General features: G+C 64.4%; 20 protein-coding genes and 1 pseudogene. 11 read left to right on the top strand and 10 right to left on the bottom strand.

What is annotated here, in order from left to right; translation table 11 throughout:
* Positions 1–120 (bottom strand): annotated as a pseudogene (locus CH289_RS28565) (Gfo/Idh/MocA family protein); the annotation flags it as partial.
* Between the two features lie 154 nt (positions 121–274).
* Here CH289_RS28565 and CH289_RS01025 point away from each other — a divergent pair.
* From CH289_RS01025 to CH289_RS01005, 5 genes are all read left to right on the top strand, one after another.
* Entirely contained in the window at positions 275–1,276 is a 1,002-nt protein-coding gene (locus CH289_RS01025) for a LacI family DNA-binding transcriptional regulator (protein WP_019663460.1), read from the top strand.
* Positions 1,277–1,280: 4 nt separating this feature from the next.
* Positions 1,281–2,195: a LysR family transcriptional regulator gene (locus CH289_RS01020; RefSeq protein ID WP_094727027.1), complete on the top strand. Its 915-nt coding sequence runs from the start codon at positions 1,281–1,283 to the stop codon at positions 2,193–2,195.
* A gap of 29 nt (positions 2,196–2,224) precedes the next feature.
* Positions 2,225–4,549 (top strand): FdhF/YdeP family oxidoreductase, encoded by a 2,325-nt coding sequence (locus CH289_RS01015; RefSeq protein ID WP_094727025.1) that lies wholly within the window; start codon positions 2,225–2,227, stop codon positions 4,547–4,549.
* A gap of 9 nt (positions 4,550–4,558) precedes the next feature.
* Positions 4,559–5,191 carry a TetR/AcrR family transcriptional regulator gene (locus CH289_RS01010; protein ID WP_020111212.1) on the top strand — a complete coding sequence of 211 codons (633 nt, stop codon included), beginning with the start codon at positions 4,559–4,561 and terminating at the stop codon, positions 5,189–5,191.
* A gap of 124 nt (positions 5,192–5,315) precedes the next feature.
* On the top strand, positions 5,316–6,677 hold the full coding sequence (locus tag CH289_RS01005; RefSeq protein WP_170947556.1) for a lipase family protein: 1,362 nt from the start codon (positions 5,316–5,318) through the stop codon (positions 6,675–6,677).
* Between the two features lie 22 nt (positions 6,678–6,699).
* Here CH289_RS01005 and CH289_RS01000 read toward each other — a convergent pair whose 3' ends face one another.
* Positions 6,700–7,665: a DICT sensory domain-containing protein gene (locus CH289_RS01000; RefSeq protein ID WP_244164871.1), complete on the bottom strand. Its 966-nt coding sequence runs from the start codon at positions 7,663–7,665 to the stop codon at positions 6,700–6,702.
* Between the two features lie 34 nt (positions 7,666–7,699).
* The gene (locus CH289_RS00995; protein WP_094627563.1) at positions 7,700–8,029 is read right to left on the bottom strand and encodes an STAS domain-containing protein; all 330 of its coding nucleotides are present in this window, start codon (positions 8,027–8,029) and stop codon (positions 7,700–7,702) included.
* A gap of 257 nt (positions 8,030–8,286) precedes the next feature.
* On the opposite strand from CH289_RS00995, the gene CH289_RS00990 reads away from it, so the two are divergent.
* Together CH289_RS00990 and CH289_RS00985 are read left to right on the top strand one after the other, a co-directional pair.
* Complete coding sequence (locus CH289_RS00990) at positions 8,287–8,871, top strand: DinB family protein (protein WP_094727023.1); 585 nt, start codon at positions 8,287–8,289, stop codon at positions 8,869–8,871.
* A gap of 21 nt (positions 8,872–8,892) precedes the next feature.
* Positions 8,893–9,645 (top strand): SIR2 family NAD-dependent protein deacylase, encoded by a 753-nt coding sequence (locus CH289_RS00985; protein WP_094727021.1) that lies wholly within the window; start codon positions 8,893–8,895, stop codon positions 9,643–9,645.
* Between the two features lie 10 nt (positions 9,646–9,655).
* Here the strand turns inward: CH289_RS00985 and CH289_RS00980 are convergent, their stop codons facing one another.
* Positions 9,656–10,240, bottom strand: coding sequence for a hypothetical protein (locus CH289_RS00980; RefSeq protein WP_019663469.1), 585 nt, complete (start codon positions 10,238–10,240; stop codon positions 9,656–9,658).
* Positions 10,241–10,457: 217 nt separating this feature from the next.
* Between CH289_RS00980 and CH289_RS00975 the strand changes: the two genes are divergently transcribed.
* From CH289_RS00975 to CH289_RS00960, 4 genes are all read left to right on the top strand, one after another.
* Positions 10,458–11,177 (top strand): SDR family oxidoreductase, encoded by a 720-nt coding sequence (locus CH289_RS00975; RefSeq protein ID WP_179276698.1) that lies wholly within the window; start codon positions 10,458–10,460, stop codon positions 11,175–11,177.
* A gap of 39 nt (positions 11,178–11,216) precedes the next feature.
* Positions 11,217–12,239: a Gfo/Idh/MocA family protein gene (locus CH289_RS00970; protein ID WP_094727017.1), complete on the top strand. Its 1,023-nt coding sequence runs from the start codon at positions 11,217–11,219 to the stop codon at positions 12,237–12,239.
* A 10-nt stretch (positions 12,240–12,249) separates the two neighbouring features.
* The gene (locus CH289_RS00965; RefSeq protein WP_094727015.1) at positions 12,250–13,272 is read left to right on the top strand and encodes an LLM class flavin-dependent oxidoreductase; all 1,023 of its coding nucleotides are present in this window, start codon (positions 12,250–12,252) and stop codon (positions 13,270–13,272) included.
* A gap of 77 nt (positions 13,273–13,349) precedes the next feature.
* The gene (locus tag CH289_RS00960) at positions 13,350–13,784 is read left to right on the top strand and encodes an SRPBCC family protein (RefSeq protein ID WP_026347496.1); all 435 of its coding nucleotides are present in this window, start codon (positions 13,350–13,352) and stop codon (positions 13,782–13,784) included.
* Between the two features lie 64 nt (positions 13,785–13,848).
* Here CH289_RS00960 and CH289_RS28125 read toward each other — a convergent pair whose 3' ends face one another.
* From CH289_RS28125 to speB, 6 genes are all read right to left on the bottom strand, one after another.
* Complete coding sequence (locus CH289_RS28125) at positions 13,849–14,004, bottom strand: DUF6131 family protein (RefSeq protein WP_094653298.1); 156 nt, start codon at positions 14,002–14,004, stop codon at positions 13,849–13,851.
* A gap of 280 nt (positions 14,005–14,284) precedes the next feature.
* Positions 14,285–14,833, bottom strand: a complete 549-nt coding sequence (locus CH289_RS00950; protein ID WP_019663475.1) for a Dps family protein — start codon at positions 14,831–14,833, stop codon at positions 14,285–14,287.
* A gap of 60 nt (positions 14,834–14,893) precedes the next feature.
* Positions 14,894–15,964 (bottom strand): TerC family protein, encoded by a 1,071-nt coding sequence (locus CH289_RS00945; protein ID WP_094627571.1) that lies wholly within the window; start codon positions 15,962–15,964, stop codon positions 14,894–14,896.
* Positions 15,961–16,116: a hypothetical protein gene (locus CH289_RS28120; RefSeq protein WP_019663477.1), complete on the bottom strand. Its 156-nt coding sequence runs from the start codon at positions 16,114–16,116 to the stop codon at positions 15,961–15,963. The genes CH289_RS00945 and CH289_RS28120 overlap by 4 nt, the downstream gene beginning before the upstream one ends.
* Positions 16,117–16,292: 176 nt before the next feature.
* A complete protein-coding gene (locus CH289_RS00940; RefSeq protein WP_019663478.1) occupies positions 16,293–17,477 on the bottom strand; it encodes a PucR family transcriptional regulator in 1,185 nt (394 codons plus the stop codon).
* Positions 17,478–17,537: 60 nt separating this feature from the next.
* Entirely contained in the window at positions 17,538–18,497 is a 960-nt protein-coding gene (speB, locus tag CH289_RS00935) for an agmatinase (RefSeq protein ID WP_094727013.1), read from the bottom strand.
* Between the last annotated feature and the right edge of the window lie 5 nt (positions 18,498–18,502).

Here is an 18,502-nt window from a genome sequence, read left to right as displayed (position 1 = left end):
CAAACGTACATCCGGGCGGTCGGTGCCGAACAGCGTCGACGCCATCCGGTACCCGGCGGCATGGGCGCGTCCGGCCATACCGCCACCGATGACGGCTACGCCGAGCGAGTTCTCTGTCATGAACGTGCTGCTTTCTTTCGGAGTGTCGCGGGATTAGTTCGGTCTATTTGACCGGTCTAGTAGGGATACTATGGGTCACCGATCGCGCGGATGTCAAGGACGGCGTTGCCGCAGTTCGACACGCTCTCACGGGCGGGAACGGAGACGAGAAGACATGAACGCCGGAAGATCGGTGACCATGCAGGACATCGCCGACAAGGTAGGGGTGTCCAAGGCCCTGGTGTCCATGATCTTTCGTGGAGTTCCGGGTCCCAGCGCGGAGACGAAGGCCCGGGTCCTCGCCGTTGCGGAGGAGATGGACTACCGACCGAATCGAACCGCAGCTCTGCTGTCCCTCCGGCGCACACACCTCATCGGCGTCATGACCGACATCAGGAATGCGTTCCACGCGGAGATGGTCGAGCACATGGTGGCCGAGGCGGACAAGGTCGGGTACGAGGTGGTGCTCGGTGCCGTCACGCCGACGCATGCCGAAGCCGCTGTCATGGAGACACTACTCGACTTCCGCTGTGAGGCAGTGGTTCTGCTCGGGCCCGCCGCGTCGGATGTCGACCTCAGAGCGTGGGCAGGGCGGGTGCCGATCGTCGCGGTGGGTCGACGAATCGGCGGAGTCGACGCCGTGCGGGCGGGGGACTCGCGGGGAATGAGCGACGTCGTCGATCACCTGGTGTCGCTGGGGCACAGCAGAATTGCGCATTTCAGTGGGTACGGGTCGATCGGCAAGGACCGCCAGGCCGGCTACCGCCGCGCGATGCACCGTCACGGGCTGGACGAACATATGGCCGTTGTCGAGGGCGACTTCACCGAGAACTACGCGCCCGCCGCCGTCGACGCGTTCCTCGACGGAGACATCGAGCCTCCCACCGCGATCGTCGCTGCCAACGACCGCAGTGCAGTCGGCCTGCTCGACGCGCTGCAGAGACGAGGAGTCTCCGTTCCCGGCGACATCTCGGTGACCGGGTACGACGACAGCACGCTGGCGAGAATGGCCCACATCGACCTGACCACCGTCAGTCAGGAACCCAAGGAGCAGGCGCGCCGCGCGATCAGCGCAGCAACCTCACGCCTCGACGACGACCGCACCGAGGTGTCGTCGAGCGTTCTCCGGCCGCGCCTGGTGGTCCGAGGGACGACCGGTCCCGCCGAACGGGGGTGACGGCGTGCTCTTCCGGCAACTCGAATACCTCGTGGCGCTGTCGCGTGAACGTCACTTCACACGCGCGGCTCAGGCATGCCACGTCTCGCAACCGGCGCTGTCCGAAGCGATCCGGAAGCTCGAAGTCGAGCTCGACCTTCCGCTGATCGTCCGGGGCCACAAGTTCGAGGGACTCACCCCCGAGGGTGAACAGATCGTCCGGTGGGCGCGCCGTATCGTCGCCGACCAGAAGTCCCTTCAGGAGGAAGCGGCAACTCTGCGGTCCGGCGTCACCGGCGCGGTACGTCTGGGCGTGGTGCCCACGGCGTCGGCGACAGTGGCCGACCTGACCGGACCACTGTGTCTGCACCATCCGTTGGTGACCGTCTCACTGTCGGAGGATCTCCCGTCCGACGAGATCACCGGCCGCATCGACCGTTTCGAGCTCGACGGGGGTATCACCTACCTGGACGACGATGTCCACGAACGGTACCGGACCTTTCCCCTCTACCGCGAGTACTACGACCTGTTGACCGCGGCCGACTTCGGTCCGTTTCGGGAGGACGGTGTCACCTGGCGCGACGCCGCACAGTTTCCGATGTGCACGCTGCCGTCGATGATGCGTGGACGCAGAATCCTCGACGAGTTCTTCGCCTACGACGGTGCCGCCAGTACGTCGCAGATCGAGACCGACTCCATCGCCTCGCTGTACGCGCACGTGAAGACCGGGCAGTGGGCGTCCGTCGTTCCGCGCGTGTGGCGTCAGGTGTTCGGAGAACCACCGGGGCTTCGGTGTACCCCGTTGACGAGCGCGCTGGACGCGCCGGTCATCGGACTGGTGACGGCCAGGGACAGTCAGGGATCCAGCTTGATACGGGCGTTGGAGAACACCGCTCGCGAGCTCGACCGGGCTTCATCGGCGTCGCCTATCGCTCGGTAGGAGCCACGTCTTGGACGTGTGCGGTCGCGATGGTGCACCGTCGTAGAGTGTCAGCCCACGAGTACGAGTACGACGAGAAGTCCATCGTCGTCACCGAAGCCAAGTCCTACGCAGCGGGCGTTCCGGCCGTGCTCGTGTCCCTGCAGCGAGGCGTCGAGCAGATGGGCCCCGGCCGCACCGCGTATTCGCTGGCAAAACTCAATCAGCGCAAGGGTTTCGATTGCCCGGGGTGCGCATGGCCGGAGACTCCCGGACACCGCAAGCACGCCGAGTTCTGCGAGAACGGCGCGAAAGCGGTCGCCGAAGAAGCGACCAGGAGAACGGTCGGACCGGACTTCTTCGCGACGCAATCGATCGACGACCTGCTCGGGCGGACCGAGTACTGGCTCGGCCAGCAAGGTCGCATCACGCACCCGATGGTGCTGCGGCCGGGAGCGACCCACTACGAGGAGATCGACTGGGACAGCGCCGAGCGCATGATCGCCGACGAGCTCAGGCAACTTGCCACCCCGGAACAGGCGATCTTCTACACCTCCGGACGCACGTCGAACGAGGCTGCCTTCCTGTACCAGCTACTGATCAGGTCCTTCGGTACCAACAACATGCCGGACTGCTCCAACATGTGCCACGAATCCTCGGGGAGTGCGCTCAGCGCGTCGATCGGAATCGGCAAAGGCTCGGTGTCGGTTCCGGACATCGAGAACGCCGACCTCATCCTCATCGCAGGCCAGAATCCCGGCACGAACCATCCCCGCATGCTGTCCACCCTGGAGAAGGCAAAAAGCAACGGAGCGAGGGTCATCGCGATCAATCCGTTGGTCGAGGCCGGGCTGAGGCGGTTCAAGGATCCGCAGAAGGTCGGCGGTGTCGTCGGGGACGGCGTCGCCATCGCCGACGAGTACCTGCAGATCCGGCTGGGCGGGGACATGGCGCTGTTTCAGGGCCTGGGAAAGATGCTCGTCGACGCAGACGACGAGGCGCCGGGCACCGTGATCGACCGGGCCTTCGTCGAGACCTACACGGCGGGACTCGACGACTGGATCGACCATATCCGCGGTGTGGACATGGACGTCGTGCTGGAGGCCACCGGGCTGTCGATGCGCGAGATCCGCGACACCGCGGAGGCTCTCGTCCACTCGGAGAAGACGATCGTCTGCTGGGCGATGGGGCTGACGCAGCAGACCCACGGCGTCGCGACCATCGAGGAAGCAGTGAACCTGCTGTTGCTGCGGGGGATGATCGGAAAGCCAGGGGCCGGTGTCTGCCCCGTGCGTGGACATTCGAACGTCCAGGGTGATCGCACCATGGGCATCTGGGAAAAGATGCCCGAGTCGTTTCTCGCTGCACTCGACGACGAGTTCGGCATCCACTCTCCCCGCGACCATGGACTCGACGCCGTCGACTCGATCCGAGCGATGCGCGACGGCCGCGGCACCTTCTTCATGGGCATGGGCGGCAACTTCGTCTCGGCGACACCGGACACCGCCGTCACCGAAGCGGCGCTCCGCAACTGCTCCCTGACCGTTCAGGTCTCGACCAAGCTGAACCGCAGCCATCTGGTCCACGGACGAAGCGCTCTGATCCTGCCGTCGCTCGGACGGACCGACCGCGACGTGCAGGCGTCGGGCAAGCAGTTCGTGACCGTCGAGGACTCGATGTCGATGGTGCATGCCTCGCGCGGTGGCCTTCGGCCGTCGAGCGCATTCATGCGATCCGAGGTGTCCATTGTGTGCGGAATCGCCGACAAGCTTTTCGGGCCGGGGCATTCGGTGCCGTGGGGGAGCTTCCGTGACGACTACGACAGGATTCGGGACTCCATTTCCCGGGTCGTCCCCGGGTTCGAGGACTTCAATCGCAAGGTCCGGCAGAAGGAAGGGTTCGGGCTTCCGCATCCTCCCCGCGACAGTCGTACCTTCCACACCTCCACCGGCAAGGCCAACTTCGCGGTCAACGAGTTGACGTGGTTGCCGGTCCCCGAGGGGCGGCTGATGCTGCAGACCATGCGGAGCCACGACCAGTACAACACCACCATCTACGGCCTCGACGATCGCTATCGCGGCGTCAAAGGTGGCAGAAGGGTGGTGTTCGTCCATCCCGACGACATCGCGTCGATGGGATTCGTCGACGGGGAGGTGGTGGACCTCGTCTCCGAGTGGCAACTTCCCGACGGCACCGTCGCCGAGCGTCGTGCCGACCGGTTCAGAATCGTCGCCTACTCCACGCCTCGCGGAAACGCGGCAGCGTACTACCCGGAGACCAACCCGTTGATTCCTCTCGACCACGTCGCGCGCAAATCCAACACTCCGGTGTCCAAGGCCGTCGTCGTCCGGTTGGAACGCCGCCGTCACGGCTAAACTCGTCCGGTGAGCACCGCGGACGGCGACAATCGAACCTATGGCGGCATCGCCGTCGAGGATCGTCGTTCCCGGAGACGGTCGCAGTTTCTCGCCGCCGCGCTCGACGTGTTCTCCGAGAAGGGATACACAGCCAGTTCCGTTGCGGACCTGTGTCGTTCGGCCGGGTTGGCGCGCAGGCAGTTCTACGACGAGTTCGCGAGCCGAGAGGACGCGCTCATCGCGCTGTACGACTCGATCCAGGCGGACGCCAAGGCAGCAACGACGCAGGCGGTCGCGCGGTGTACGACCTCCGACACGCACGAGCTGGCTACGGCGGCGATGGGGGCGTACGTCGAGTCGATCGGCAAAGATCCACGCAGGGCCCGTATCTCGTTCGTGGACAGTGTCGGCGTCAGTCGTCGCATGGACGAGCATCGGTTGGCCGAGCGCGCGGTGTGGCGCGAGTTCTTCGCGCTGACCGTCCGGTCGGCGGTGGGTGAGGATTACGTGCCGCCGGGCGGTTACGAGATGGCGTCGACGGCGTTCATCGGGGCCCTCATCGCGCTCGTGCAGCAATGGAGCACGGCGGATCCGCGACCCGATGTCGAGGACCTCACGAACATCATGGTCGGGTTCCTCGACTCGCTGCTCCTGCACTGAGGGCAAGAGCCGAGCCCGCGAGCGGCCACGGGATCAGGTGGTTGTAATCCACATCACTTCTGATCTACTCTCCACGGAGTCCAAGTTAGACAAATGCATCTAACTTGTTTTTCGGGGAGGCTGAATGTCCGTTCGAAGAGTGGTTCTCGGTGTGGTTGCGGCTGCAAGCGTCGCCGTCGCGGTGACCGCCACCGCGCCGCCAGTTGTAGCGCAGCCGGCGTTCCCGGCGATTCCGGAATTCGATACGGGGTTCTACTCGCCGGAGCAGTCGATCGTCTCCGCTGCCGATCCCGGCCAGATCATTGCGTCTCGGCCGGTGAACGTGGCAAACCTCGGTGTCCTCCCGGTCAACGTCGACGCCTGGCAACTGTCGTACCGGTCCAACGACAGTCGCGACGAAGCGATCCCGGCGGTGGCCACCGTGCTCAAGCCCCGTGGATACGTTCCGGGCAGGCCACTGCTGTCCTTCCAGATCGCCGAGGACTCACTGGGTGCCTACTGTGCGTCGTCGTACGTGCTGCAGCAAGGCTCCATTCCCTGGCCGCTGACCGGAGCGATCACCGGAGGAGCACAGTTCCTCGAGATCCAGGCCGCCCTGGCCCAGGGCTGGGCCGTCGTGGTGCCCGACCACCAAGGGCCGAACTCGGCCTTCGCGGCCGGCCCACTCGCCGGGCGGATCACCCTCGACGGAATCCGTGCCGCCGAGAACTTCGACCCGCTCGGGCTGGACGGGCGCGCGACGAAGGTCGGAATGATGGGGTACTCCGGCGGATCCATCGCGACAGGTCATGCCGCCGAGCTGCACGAAAGCTACGCCCCCGACCTGAACATCGTCGGGGCCGCCGAAGGCGGAATCGTGGCCGATGTGGGTGCGCTCGTAGACAACTCGAACAACGCGCTCGGTGCAGGAATCGTGGCATCCGGCATCATCGGAGTCTCCCGTGAGGATCCCGAGCTCGCGCAGTTCATCGACCAGAAGCTCAACCCCTTGGGCAAAGCGATGTTCGGCGCGAAGCAGAACCTGTGCATCGGATGGAACTCGGCCATCGCACCGTTCGTGAACCTCAAGGGGCTGTTCGACACTCCCGGCGATCCGCTTCGCGAGCCGGTAGCGCAGAGCGCGCTCGCCAAGCTGCAGATGGGCAAGTCCGTCCCCCGATTCCCCATGTACATGTACCAATCCAACCCGGACTGGCTGGTACCCGTCGGGCCGGTGAACACGCTCGTCGACACGTACTGCGCCGACCCGAACGCGAGCGTCACCTACACGCGTGACCACTTCAGCGAACACCTCACCCTCGAAGTGGTTGCTGCGCCGAGTGCGCTGCTGTGGCTCCGCGACCGGTTTGCCGGAGTGCCGGCCGAGCCGGGCTGCCGCACCACCGACGTCGGCTCGATGGCTCTGGACTCGCGGACCTGGCCGGTGTGGCAGGACGTCGTCGGCGATCTGGTTGCCGGCCTCTTCGGTCAACCGATCGGATCCTGACCGGTCGGCCGAACCACGAGAGTCAGCGGGGCTCGGACCGTGACAACACGGTCCGAGCGCACCGCACGACCGTCGCCCGGTCGTGCGTGATGGCGTACTCGAACTCGCGGTCCGGATCGTCCTCGCCTCGGTGCAGGTCCCGGGCCGACAGTACGCAGCAGAAGAACTGCCCGAGCACCACGACATTCCATTCGTCGACCAGGTCGTCCGAGGCGTCGAGAGACGACCCGACGATGCCGGGCACTGCCAGCTCTCCGAGGCCGATGCCGTAGACGCCGGTGTACGCGGTCCGGCCCGCGAGGGTGCGCCATCTGCGCCTCGTGCGCGCAGTGAAGTGCCGGGAATGCTGAAATGTCCCCAGCACCAATGTGTCCGGACCTGCGTCGGAAGCCTGTGCCTCGATGTGCATGCTCATCTGCACGAGCAGTTTCTTCGTGCTGACCGTCGTCGTCTGGTCGGTCGACGCGATGACGAACGCGGACGTGTGATCGCTGGACGGGGTGTTCCACGTAGGTGGTGTCACCGCGTCCGGGCGCACGTCGCCACCGTCGGCACGGAAGAGATCGCCCAGGCCGAACGTGGCTCCGAGCGCCAGTGCTCTGTCCCGGTCTCGATCGGAATCCACGCCCCGTGCCACCACGACAGCTCCGGTGCGCTCGGCCTGGGCAGCAAGGACGTGCAGTGCTCTGGCCGCGGCGACGTCGGTCGCGCTACCGGTCATCTCGGGCGCGAGGATGATGACATCCGGCTCGATCAGCGGAAGCAGGGCAAGTGACTCCGGTCCCGTGCCGACACCGTCGAGCGCGACCGGCCGCGCTTGCGCACGCGCCGATTCGACGGTGCTGAGAACCGATGCCGGATTGCGCGAGAACGCGACGTGGTCGATCACGACTGCGTCGGCGAGAACCCCCGTCGAGCGAGAGGTGGTGCGCCCCGGGTCGAGCTCGACCGGGATCACGTCACCAGGAGCGAACCGAGGGGAGCTCACCGTGTACCTGCTGTTCTCGTGTGGGGCGAAAGGATCACGCGTGTGATGCGCTCGCGGGGAGACGAAGATGAGACGGCCATCCGAGCACGTCCAGCGTTCGCCCGACCGCGAGGGGGCAGGAGGTGATCGTCAGCGTCCGGCCCCCAGCCGTGTCGACCGACGCGAGCACGTCGACGCCTGCGCTGCTGAAGAACGTGACACCGGACATGTCCAGCTCGACGTGTGGATTCTGCTCGAGGGCCTCGCTCAGACGACGAGCGAAGGACGGTGCAGTGATCAGATCGATGTCACCGGACACGACCAGTGTCGATGCCGACGCCGAGCTCTGTACCTCGGTCTCCTGGTCGAGCAGAACGTGCGTCATCTGTTCCTCCCGAGTCGATAGTTGTTCGCTGCAATCATCGTGACGGAACAAGGTATCCGTAGGGATGCACGACCAATAACGAATTCGTAACAAACATAACGATTGCATAACGAGACGCCTCGAATCTCCTTGCGATATCTTGTCCCCCAACGAGATTCGACGGAGGCCGTAGTGTCCGTTTCGGGTCTGCGGGTCTCGAAACGGTAATGAAACGCGACGAGCTGCACGTGTCGGACGGGTCTGCGAGGCTGTGAAGCATGACGGAATCGGCCAAGGAAGATCTGCAGAGGTACCTGCAGGCAGGACGCACTGCACTCCTTTGGAAACTGGACGGCTTGTCCGAGTACGACATGCGTCGTCCGATGACACCCACCGGCACCAACCTGCTCGGTCTGATCAAGCATCTCACCGTCGTCGAACTCGGATACTTCGGCTGGACGTTCGACCGGCCCTTCCACGAAGCGGTGCCGTGGGCAGAGGAGGGCGAGGACCCGCACGCAGACCTGTGGGCCAAAGCCGACGAATCCACGGAGTACATCGTCGGGCTGTACCGACAGATCTGGGAACACTCGGACCGCACCATCGCCGAGCTTCCGCTCGACGCCACCGGCGTGGTCCCGCATTGGCCTCGTGAACGGGCCACCGTCACCTTGCACCGCATCGTCGTACACGTCATCGCGGACATGGACCGACATGCAGGGCACGCCGACATCCTTCGAGAGTTGATCGACGGATCGGTCGGCCTCACGCTCGGCAACGAGAACATGCCGTCGGACGAAACTGCGTTCTGGGCCGATCACCGCGCACGCGTCGAGGAGCACGCACGTCGGTTCCAGCCCTGATCTCGTGCGAGACTGGCTCGCGTGAACGCGGAGCTTCCCGGTGCAGTGATCGACCTCGCGCGCACGGCAACCCGTGTCGCTGTTCTGACGGGCGCAGGAATGTCGGCGGAGTCGGGAATCGCGACGTTCCGTGACGCCCACACCGGCCTGTGGTCGCAGTTCGATCCCGCCGATCTCGCCAGCCCCGAGGGCTGGGCGCGTGACAGCGACCTCGTGTGGGGGTGGTACCGCTGGCGGGCCGAACTGGTCCGGCGGTCCGCGCCCAATGCGGGGCACCTGGCCCTGGCTGCGTGGCAACAACGCACACATCTCGACATTGCCACGCAGAACGTGGACGACCTGCACGAGCGAGCGGGCTCGCACGTGATCGCTCACGTACACGGAAGTCTGTTCGATCCCCGGTGCTCGGAGTGCGGAGTGCACTCGCAGCCGGAAGCGGACGTGGTCGACGAGGAGATCGAACGCGTCGTACCTCCCGAGTGCCCGTTCTGCGGCGGGCCGGTGAGGCCGGGGGCGGTCTGGTTCGGAGAACCGCTCCCTCAGGATCAGTGGACGGCAGCGGTCTCCGCGGTGGAACACGCGGACCTCGTGCTTGTCGTAGGCACGTCCGGTGTCGTGTTTCCGTTCGCCGGCCTGCCAGCGATGGCTCGCAGCACGGGTGCCGTCGTCGTCGAGATCAATCCGGTGGAAACCGAGATTTCCGACATGGCCGACCACCGCCTACGCACGACGGCGGCACTCGGCCTGCCTGCGTTGGTCGCGGCGCTCGACTGAGCTGGTGGGCTCACTCGAATTCGAGCCGCATCGATCGTGCTGCGAAGTGCAGTAGAAGTACGAAGCCGCCGATGGAGACCACCACGGGAGACCAGACGACAAAGGACATCAAGACCGCCACGTCCTTGTAGGCAACGACGTACACGGCGATGAAGGTGGTGGCGGCAACGCACAACAGAATGTGCGCGGCGAGCATCCACTTCTCGAAGAAGAATCCGACGAACATCCCGATCTCGATGAAGAACGCTGTCTTTCCGAGGGTGATCTCCGGCGGAAAGTCGGCAACGATCGTCGCGGAGAAGATGGCGATGTTGGCGATCGTGACGAACGCGAATGCCTGGTTCAGGGTTGGCCACGGGCCGAACAGCCAGAACAGCCCCATCGCATAGGCCGTCATCATCGATATCCACTGGACTGCGGAGGGGATGGGTGTCGTTGCGCCGTAGCCGAACACCATTTCCAGCGTGACAACAACTGCCATGGCAAGTGTCGCGAACGCGATCACGACCTTGACGATGCCCTTGACGGCGAGTGATTCCATCGCGTCGACGGCCCACTCGTAGTGCACCTCGGACGATGTCAGCGCACTGGTCATCGTGTTCCACCCCTCCGATCGATACCGCGAGTCGATTGAAACACATACTTTGGGACCGCAGAGTGGATATCGCCTGGAACAACCGTCGCAAGGCCCAGACATAAAAATCAACTCGAGTTCAGCCCTCCCCTTCGATCGCCTGCTCTGTTAGACCTCCGATCGTGCTGTATCGAAAACAGGTTCGGTGCAGTCGAAGAGCACGAGGAGAGATGGCGACGTGAGTGACCTGACGGGTAGAACGGTCGTGTTGATCGGTGGCGCAACCGGAATCGGCTATGCGGTGGGCGAGAAAGTCGTCGGGGCAGGCGGATCGGTCGTCCTCGGCGGCCGTACATCGTCGACCCTCGAGAAGGCTTCGGACGCACTGGGCGTACGCGCGACGTGGCAAGTGGTCGACACGTCGTCTCCCGCATCGGTGGAGGACTTCTTCGCCGAGCTCGACTCGGTGCACGGTCTGTTCACCACTGCCGCGACCTATGTGACGGGTTCGCTTCGCGAGCTGTCGGAAGCGGACGCGGCGTCGGCGTTCGAATCCAAATTCTGGGGTCAGTACCGCGTGGTCAAAGCCGCGGTGAACACGCTGACCAGCGACGCATCGATAGTGTTGATGGCCGGTGCTGCCAGTGTCAGGCCACCGGGAGCGGCTCCTGCGTACGTCGCGGCCAATGCTGCGATCGAAGGCCTCGGTCGTGGATTGGCGGTAGAGCTCGCGCCCATTCGAGTGAACTCGGTGTCGCCGGGAACGATCGACGGACATCTGTGGCGGAGCAGACCCGACGACGTCCGCATCCCCGCGTTCGAACAGTTCGCGTCCGCGACCACACTGGGGCGGGTCGGGGTGGAATCCGAGGTTGCCGATGCCGTCGTCTACCTCCTCTCCAGTGGGTACACGACCGGCTCCACGTTGTATCCCGACGGTGGTTACGCACTTCGCTGACGCGTAATGTGTGCGGTTGTCCTAACAAAAGGAGATCTCATGCGTCTGGGAGTTGTCGGATACGGCGTCGGGGGACGCTACTTTCACGTGCCGTTCGTACAAGCGGCAGAAGGGGTCGAACTCGTCGGCATCGTCACGCGTTCTCCTGAACGTGCAGCTCAGGTCGAACTCGATGCGCCGGGCACACCGGTGTACGGCAGCCTGACCGAACTGATCGATGCGGGCGTGGACGCCGTCACCATCACGACCCCACCCGAGACGCGTCGGGAGCTGGTTCTCGAGGCCGTCGCGCGCGGTGTGCACGTCATCGCCGACAAACCTTTTGCGCCCGACCCCCGGGGCGGACAGGACCTCGTGGATGCCGCGGCCGACGCCGGAGTACTTCTCAGTGTTTTCCAGAACAGGCGGTGGGACGCAGACATCCAGACTCTGCGCGGCGTGATCGACAGCGGCAAGCTCGGCCGGATCTGGCGAGTGGAGTCGAGGTTCGATCTCGACGAACCCGCCACGCTCGAACTCGGACCGACCGGTGGACTGCTGCGAGACCTCGGAGCCCACCTGGCCGATCAGGCGCTGTGGTTGTTCGGTCGCGCCACCAGTGTGTACGCGCGCATGGATTGGGCCGGTGAGGGCGACGATCGAACCGACAGTGCGTTCGTCGTCGATCTCGACCACGAGAGCGGTGTTCACTCGACCCTGTCCGCCACCAAGGTCAACCACTTTCAGGCGCGCCAGCTTCGGGTGTACGGAACGGACGGCAGTTACTACTCCGACGGAACCGACGTCCAGGCGCAGGCCGTGTTCGCCGGTCGTCGCCCGGCGGACGAGCCGGACACGTTCGGCTACGAGCTCGAAGAGCGCTGGGGCACACTGCATACGGACGCGGGTGCAGAGAAGGTTCCGTCCGCGCAGGGGAGTTACAAGAACTACTACCGCGACTTCGCCGCCGCTGTGCGCGGCGAGGGCCCGCAACCGGTCCCTGCGTCCGAGCTCATCCACACTCTCGAAGTGCTCGACGCTGCACGCCGCGCCGCGGAAACAGGTGAGGTCATCCGGTTGTAGGCTTTTTCTCATGCCTGCACGCTCGGTCGAACTGCGAAAACTCGGATTTCTGACGATCGGATTGTTCGACGAGCACAACCCCGCTCTCGGCCACGAATCGACACTGCAGATCATCGAACTCGGCGAGCAACTGGGATTCGACAGTGCGTGGCTGCGTCACCGCCACCTGCAGTACGGGATCTCGTCCCCGATCGCGATCATGGCTGCGGCGTCGCAGCGCACCAGCAGAATCGAGCTGGGGACGGCGGTGACTCCACTCGGGTGGGAGAACCCGCTTCGACTCGCCGAGGACCTTGCGACGGTCGACGTGCTCTCCGGCGGTCGTATCAACCCGGGTGTCAGTGTCGGACCACCCATGCAATTCGACCGAGTGAAGAACGCGTTGTATCCGGACACCGCCGACGTCGAGGATTTCAGCTGCACCAGAGTGAACCGCCTTCTGTCGCTGGTTTCCGGTCAGCCCGCGTCGAACTGGAGTGGCACGGTCGGGATCGAGCAGTTCTCCGACCGTGTTCAACCCCATTCGCCTGGCCTGCGGGACCGAATGTGGTACGGGGGCGCGAGTCTTCGGTCTGCTCGGTGGGCAGGCGAGACAGGAATGAACCTGCTCGTCAGCAGTGTGGTGAAAGCCGAGGAGTCGGAGAACTTCGACGAGATCCAGCACTCGCACATCACGACGTTCCGCGAGCATCACCCGCAGAAGAACGCGGCGCGTGTGTCACAAGGACTCGTGGTCATCCCGACCGATTCTGCGTCCACCGACCAAGTAAAGAAGTACCGTGCGTACGCGGAGTCCAGACGGGCACGCACGGCAACTCCGCAGGGGCCGGCGAGGATGATGTTCGCAGCCGACCTGGTCGGAACCTCGCGTGAGATCGCCGACCGGTTGTACGACAGCGCGGCCTTCCGCGAGGTGGACGAAGTGGCGTTCGCACTACCGTTCAGCTTCGATCACTCGGATTACGTGCAGATTCTGACCGACATGGCAACGGTTCTCGGTCCCGAACTGGGATGGCGACCGTCACACGGCTGAACCTGCCGACACAGCGTGTGGGATGCCGTAAGCGTGGGTAGCCGAAAGTCACGCTTTCGGCATTGGAGGACAGCACCATGGTTCACGTGGAACGCACATTCACCGTCCGGCGCCCACGCAAGGTCGTCGTCGACTACCTTCGGGATTTCGCGCACGCGGAAGCATGGGACCCGGGCACGCAACGGTGTGTCCGATCGACACCGGGACCGATCGGTGTCGGTACCGAATGGCACAACGAATCCAAGCTCGCCGGAATCAGCACCGAATTGACGTACCGGTTGGTCGAGGACAGGCAGGACGTCGTCGAGTTCGAAGGTAGGAACAAGACGGCGACGACAGTGGACCACATCGCGTTCGAGGACGCAGGCGACGACTCCACTCGAATCACCTACGTCGCAACCATCACGTTCAACGGACTGGCGAAACTGTCGGACCCGGTGTTCAAGCTGATCTTCGAACGCATCGGCGACAAGACCGTCGACGCCATGACACGCACCCTCGAAGGGCTGTGAAGACAGACGAACGGGGCCCGAACCGATTCGGTTCGGGCCCCGCACGTGTGAGTGGGAGTGAGAATCAATAGAAGGTCTTGCGCCCACCGACTGCGCGGCCGGTGGCACCGAGAATGGTCAGGACTGCTCCGACGACGACAAGGATGATGCCGATCGTGGTCAGAATGCTGATCTTGGCGAAAATGCCGATCAGCGCGAGGATGATTCCCAGGACGATCACTGTCTTACCTTCTTTCGAGTTCGGTGCCGCTCGTGCGACAACCGCCGACCTTCGTTCGTTGATCGTCGAACAGGAGGTGAGTACCCGAACTCCTGCCGAATATGCGGGCGGGACGGATGTTTCGAACATTTCACAGGCGACCGTCTCCGGAGTTCGTATTTCACGTGGCGACGCGACCCGACCGGATAGCCCGTTTTTGTGATCGGTGCCGGTTTCGGGTGACAGAAACGACAACGCCCCGACCGAAGTCGGGGCGTTGTGGCGTGAAGTGAGCTGGATATCAGCCGGCGTTCGACGCCGCTTCGGTCTCGCTCGACGCGCCCGCGGTGGAAAGCTGACCGCCGGAGTTCTCCAGGTGCGCACGAACGAACCAGTGGAAGAGCTCAAGCTGGCCGCTCTGCCCGATCAGCAGATCCTCGGTGACGGGATCGATCTCGCCGATCTCCGCAATGGCCTTCCGAGTGTCACCGATAACGCCGACGTACACCAAGTCGAGGGCTCCGAGGTGCTCGATGGCCGTTGCGCGGCCGATCGAGTAGTCGTCCCACGAACGCTCCTTGACGATGGTGCCGGGCGTTCCGAGTGCAGCTGAACCCAGTGTCGCAATACGCTCCGCCACGTCGTCGGCGAACCCACGAACCGCTTCGACCTGAGGGTCGAGCATCTCGTGCACGGAGATGAAGTTGGGTCCCACGACATTCCAGTGAATGTGCTTGAGAGTGAGATGGAGATCGTTGTAGGCGTTGAGGCGGTCCTGCAGCAGTGCAGCGACGCGCGCGCCCTGGTCGGTGCTCAATCCGGGAACTGTGTAGGAATTCGAATTGGTCATGAAACGCACGTACCCGGGGTGCTTCGCGTCGAAACACCCCGGGCACGTATGTGGGGAAGACTACTTCGGTTCCGACCCTCCACCGAGGTCGGACTCGGTCTTCAGGTCCGTCGACCGATCCTTGGTCAGGCTCGCCGACGTGCTGCCGGCGGGGCCGGCCGGGTCGTCCGCCTCGATCGAATCTGCTGAATCTGCCGACTCCTTCGGCGGATTCTTCAGACTCAGGATGATCGAACCTGCGAGGACCACGATGATGACCACCAGGCTCACCAGGGACGGGATCTCCGGGATCGACGTGCTGATCACCTTGTGGCTTGCCTGCAGAACCAGCTTGACGCCGATGAATCCGAGGATGATCGCGAGGCCCTTGGACAGGTAGTGGAACTTCTCGAGCAGACCCGAGAGCAGGAAGTACAGGGCGCGCAGGCCGAGGATCGCGAACGCGTTGGACGAGTACACGATGAACGGGTCGTCACTGACCGCGAGAACAGCGGGCACACTGTCGACCGCGAACACGAGGTCTGCTGCCTCGATGGCGACGACGACGGCGAGCAGCGGGGTGGCAACGCGCTTGCCGGCTTCCTTGACGAAGAACTTCGTGCCGTCGTACTCGTCGCGAACCGGGATGACCTTACGCAGCAACCTCACTGCGATGGACTGGCTCGGATCGTACGAGTCCTCCTCGTCCTTCATCAGCTTCCATGCGCTGTACAGCAGGATGGCGGCGAAGACGAACAGAACGACGGTGAACTTGCTGACGATCGCGACACCTGCGGCGAGGAAGATTCCGCGGAACACGAGGGCGCCGACGACGCCGAAGAACAGAACGCGGTGCTGGTACTCACGGGGGACCTTGAAGTATCCGAAGATCAGCGCGAAGACGAAGAGGTTGTCCACCGACAAACTCTTCTCCAACAACCAGGCCGTCGTGTATTCGACGCCTGCCGTGGTACCGAGAGTGGCGAACACGACGCCACCGAAAATGAGAGCGACGCCGACCCAAAGCGCACTCCACCAGGCTGCTTCCCGGAAGCCGATGATGTGTGCGCCGCGGTGGGCAAGTAGGTCGATGGCCAACAGAATGACGACAACGGCTGCGAAAGCCGCCCACGCCCATACGGGGACGTTCATCGGCGAGTGTCCTTACTGGTGAATCGAGATCCGAGGCTCTTCAACTTGGCCTGGTTCTCGGGTTTGGTGGCGAAAGCGCGCCCTTGCGCAATGAGCTTCTTACCCTGAGGGCTACGGGCGAACACCTGCAGTTTCTGAATCAGTGATGCCATGAAACGGTGCTCCTTGTCGATAGAAGGTTCTCGGCGGCCGCTTGCGACCGCGACTCCTCAAGTGTGCCTGTATCGATTGCGGCAGTCATCGTCCGAACGCGGACATGTTTGACCGATTTGGGTTGCCGTATCCCGGCAACAAGAGGCGCTGACTCGGCTCAAACGTGACCCGGAGCTCAGCTCTCCGTCGGCCACCCGAGCAATCTGGCGCCGTACACGGCCGTCTGCAGGGTGAATCGTTCGGCCGGATCGCCGACGTCGTGGCCGGTCAGTTCGGCCACTCGGGCCAGACGGTAGGTCACGGCGCGAACGGACAAATGCATCGCCCGGGCTGTCGAGGCAGAATTTCCGCCTGTTCCGAAGAAGGTGAACAACGTGTCGAGCAAGGGGCCTGCGCCGCCACGTGCAGTCAGCAAAGGAGTCAGAACCGTGTGCACCAGATCCGTGATCGCGGCCTTGTCGTCCAACAGCACCCGGTACACCAGCAGGTCACGTGCATCCACCACCACAGTGCCCAGGCCCAGCTTCGCGCCGAGGTCGAGCGAATCGACTGCTTCACGATACGACGACACGACACCGGCCACGCTGGGCCCCGTCCGCCCCACTCCGATCCGCCGGGTCCACGTCCCCGAGACATCGACTCTCTCGGTGGCCTCGCGAACACGGTCGACGACGTACTCCACCGCTGCGTGATCCGGGGCAGCGAACACCACGACAAGGCGGCCTTCCTTGCTCGCGACGAGAACCTCCGAGTCCGCTTTGCTTCCTTCCACCGCGCGTTCCACCTCGGTGATGACCCGGCCACCGTCGGTGAACGGCGTACTGGCCGCGACGACCACGACCGCATGAGGCCCGGTCAGATCCAGGCCGAACGTCTCCGCCCTGCCCATCACTCCCGCGATGTCCGCGCTACCGGACAGCAGATCGTCGACGAATTCACGCCGGGCCGACTCCTCCGCACGCACCAGCACTCGCCTGGCGAGTTGGAACCCTTCGGCGAGCTCGGCGACCGCATCGTCGACGGCGTGCAGCATCACCTCACCGGCCGTCACGACGGCCTGTGGGTCTCGGTCGGCGTCGACGATCGCAGGAAGCTCCCGCCACAGGCGCCAGGCGGAGGACAGGTACAGATCGAGCAGTGCCCGGAGGGCGACGCCCTGCCGCGCCGCGGTGTCCCCGTGGGTGCGCAGAGTCCGCAGCTGTCGACGCGACAACGTGCGACCCTCGGACACCGCAGAGGTCAGGACCTCCAGAAAATCCCCGAGCAACTCCGTGGACAGCCCGCCGGCATCCTCGGCCGCGAGGTCGGCGACGCTGCGTCGTCGGTCTTGGCTCGTCGGGATCGCGCGATCGTGTGCCACCTGGTCATCGTATTGGTCGAGGTGGCAACGCAGCCCGCGCCGACCGTCCGGGTGATCCGATCACGCGTTCGCCGCGAGGACCGACAACAACTCGTACGCGACGTGGGCAGCGGCGATTCCGGTGATCTCGGCGTGGTCGTATGCGGGTGCCACCTCGACGATGTCCGCACCGACCACGTCTACTCCGACCAGTCCGCGCAGGGTGTTCAGCAACTCGCGCGACGTGAGCCCGCCCGCCTCCGGTGTCCCCGTCCCCGGCGCGTGTGCAGGATCGAGCACGTCGATGTCCACGGACACGTAGACCGGGCCGGTGTCCAGGCGAGCACGCATGCGTTCGACGATGCTCGCGACGCCGTCGGTTTCGTAGTCGTCGGACCGAACGACCTGGAAACCGAGGATGCGGTCGTTCTCCAGATCCTGCTCGCTGTAGAGCGGCCCTCGGATCCCGATGTGCTGTGAGCGCTCGAGGTCGATCAAGCCTTCCTCGCTGGCCCGACGGAACGGGGTCCCATGCGTGAACGGCGCCCCGAAATACGTGTCCCATGTGTCGAGGTGCGCGTCGAAATGCAGCACCGCCAACGGACCGTGGTCACGCGCGAGCGAACGCAGGATCGGCAGCGCGATCGTGTGGTCACCGCCGATCGTCAGCACCGACGAACCGTCCTGTCGCAGTCCGGTCACCGCGGACTCGACGGTGGCAAGGGCTTCGGGGATGTCGAACGGATTGACCCCGATGTCACCGAAATCCGCGACCTGACGATCTGCGAACGGGGAGACCTTCAACGCGGGGTTGTAGGGACGAAGCAACTTCGAGGATGCTCGGATGTGACCGGGACCGAACCGAGCCCCCGGCCGATAACTGACGCCGGAATCGAACGGCACACCGAGAATCGTGACGTCGGCACGCGACACCTCGTCGAGCCGCGGTAACCGCGCGAACGTCGTCGGCTCGGCATACCGGGGCACCACGGTTGCGTCGACCGGACCGATGGGACCGACAGGTGGTCGTTCGGGGCTCATGACGC

It is taken from the genome of Rhodococcus sp. RS1C4 (genome assembly GCF_002258225.1).
Classification (GTDB): Bacteria; Actinomycetota; Actinomycetes; order Mycobacteriales; family Mycobacteriaceae; genus Rhodococcoides; species Rhodococcoides fascians_E.
This window is presented reverse-complemented; position numbering and strand designations above follow the sequence as displayed.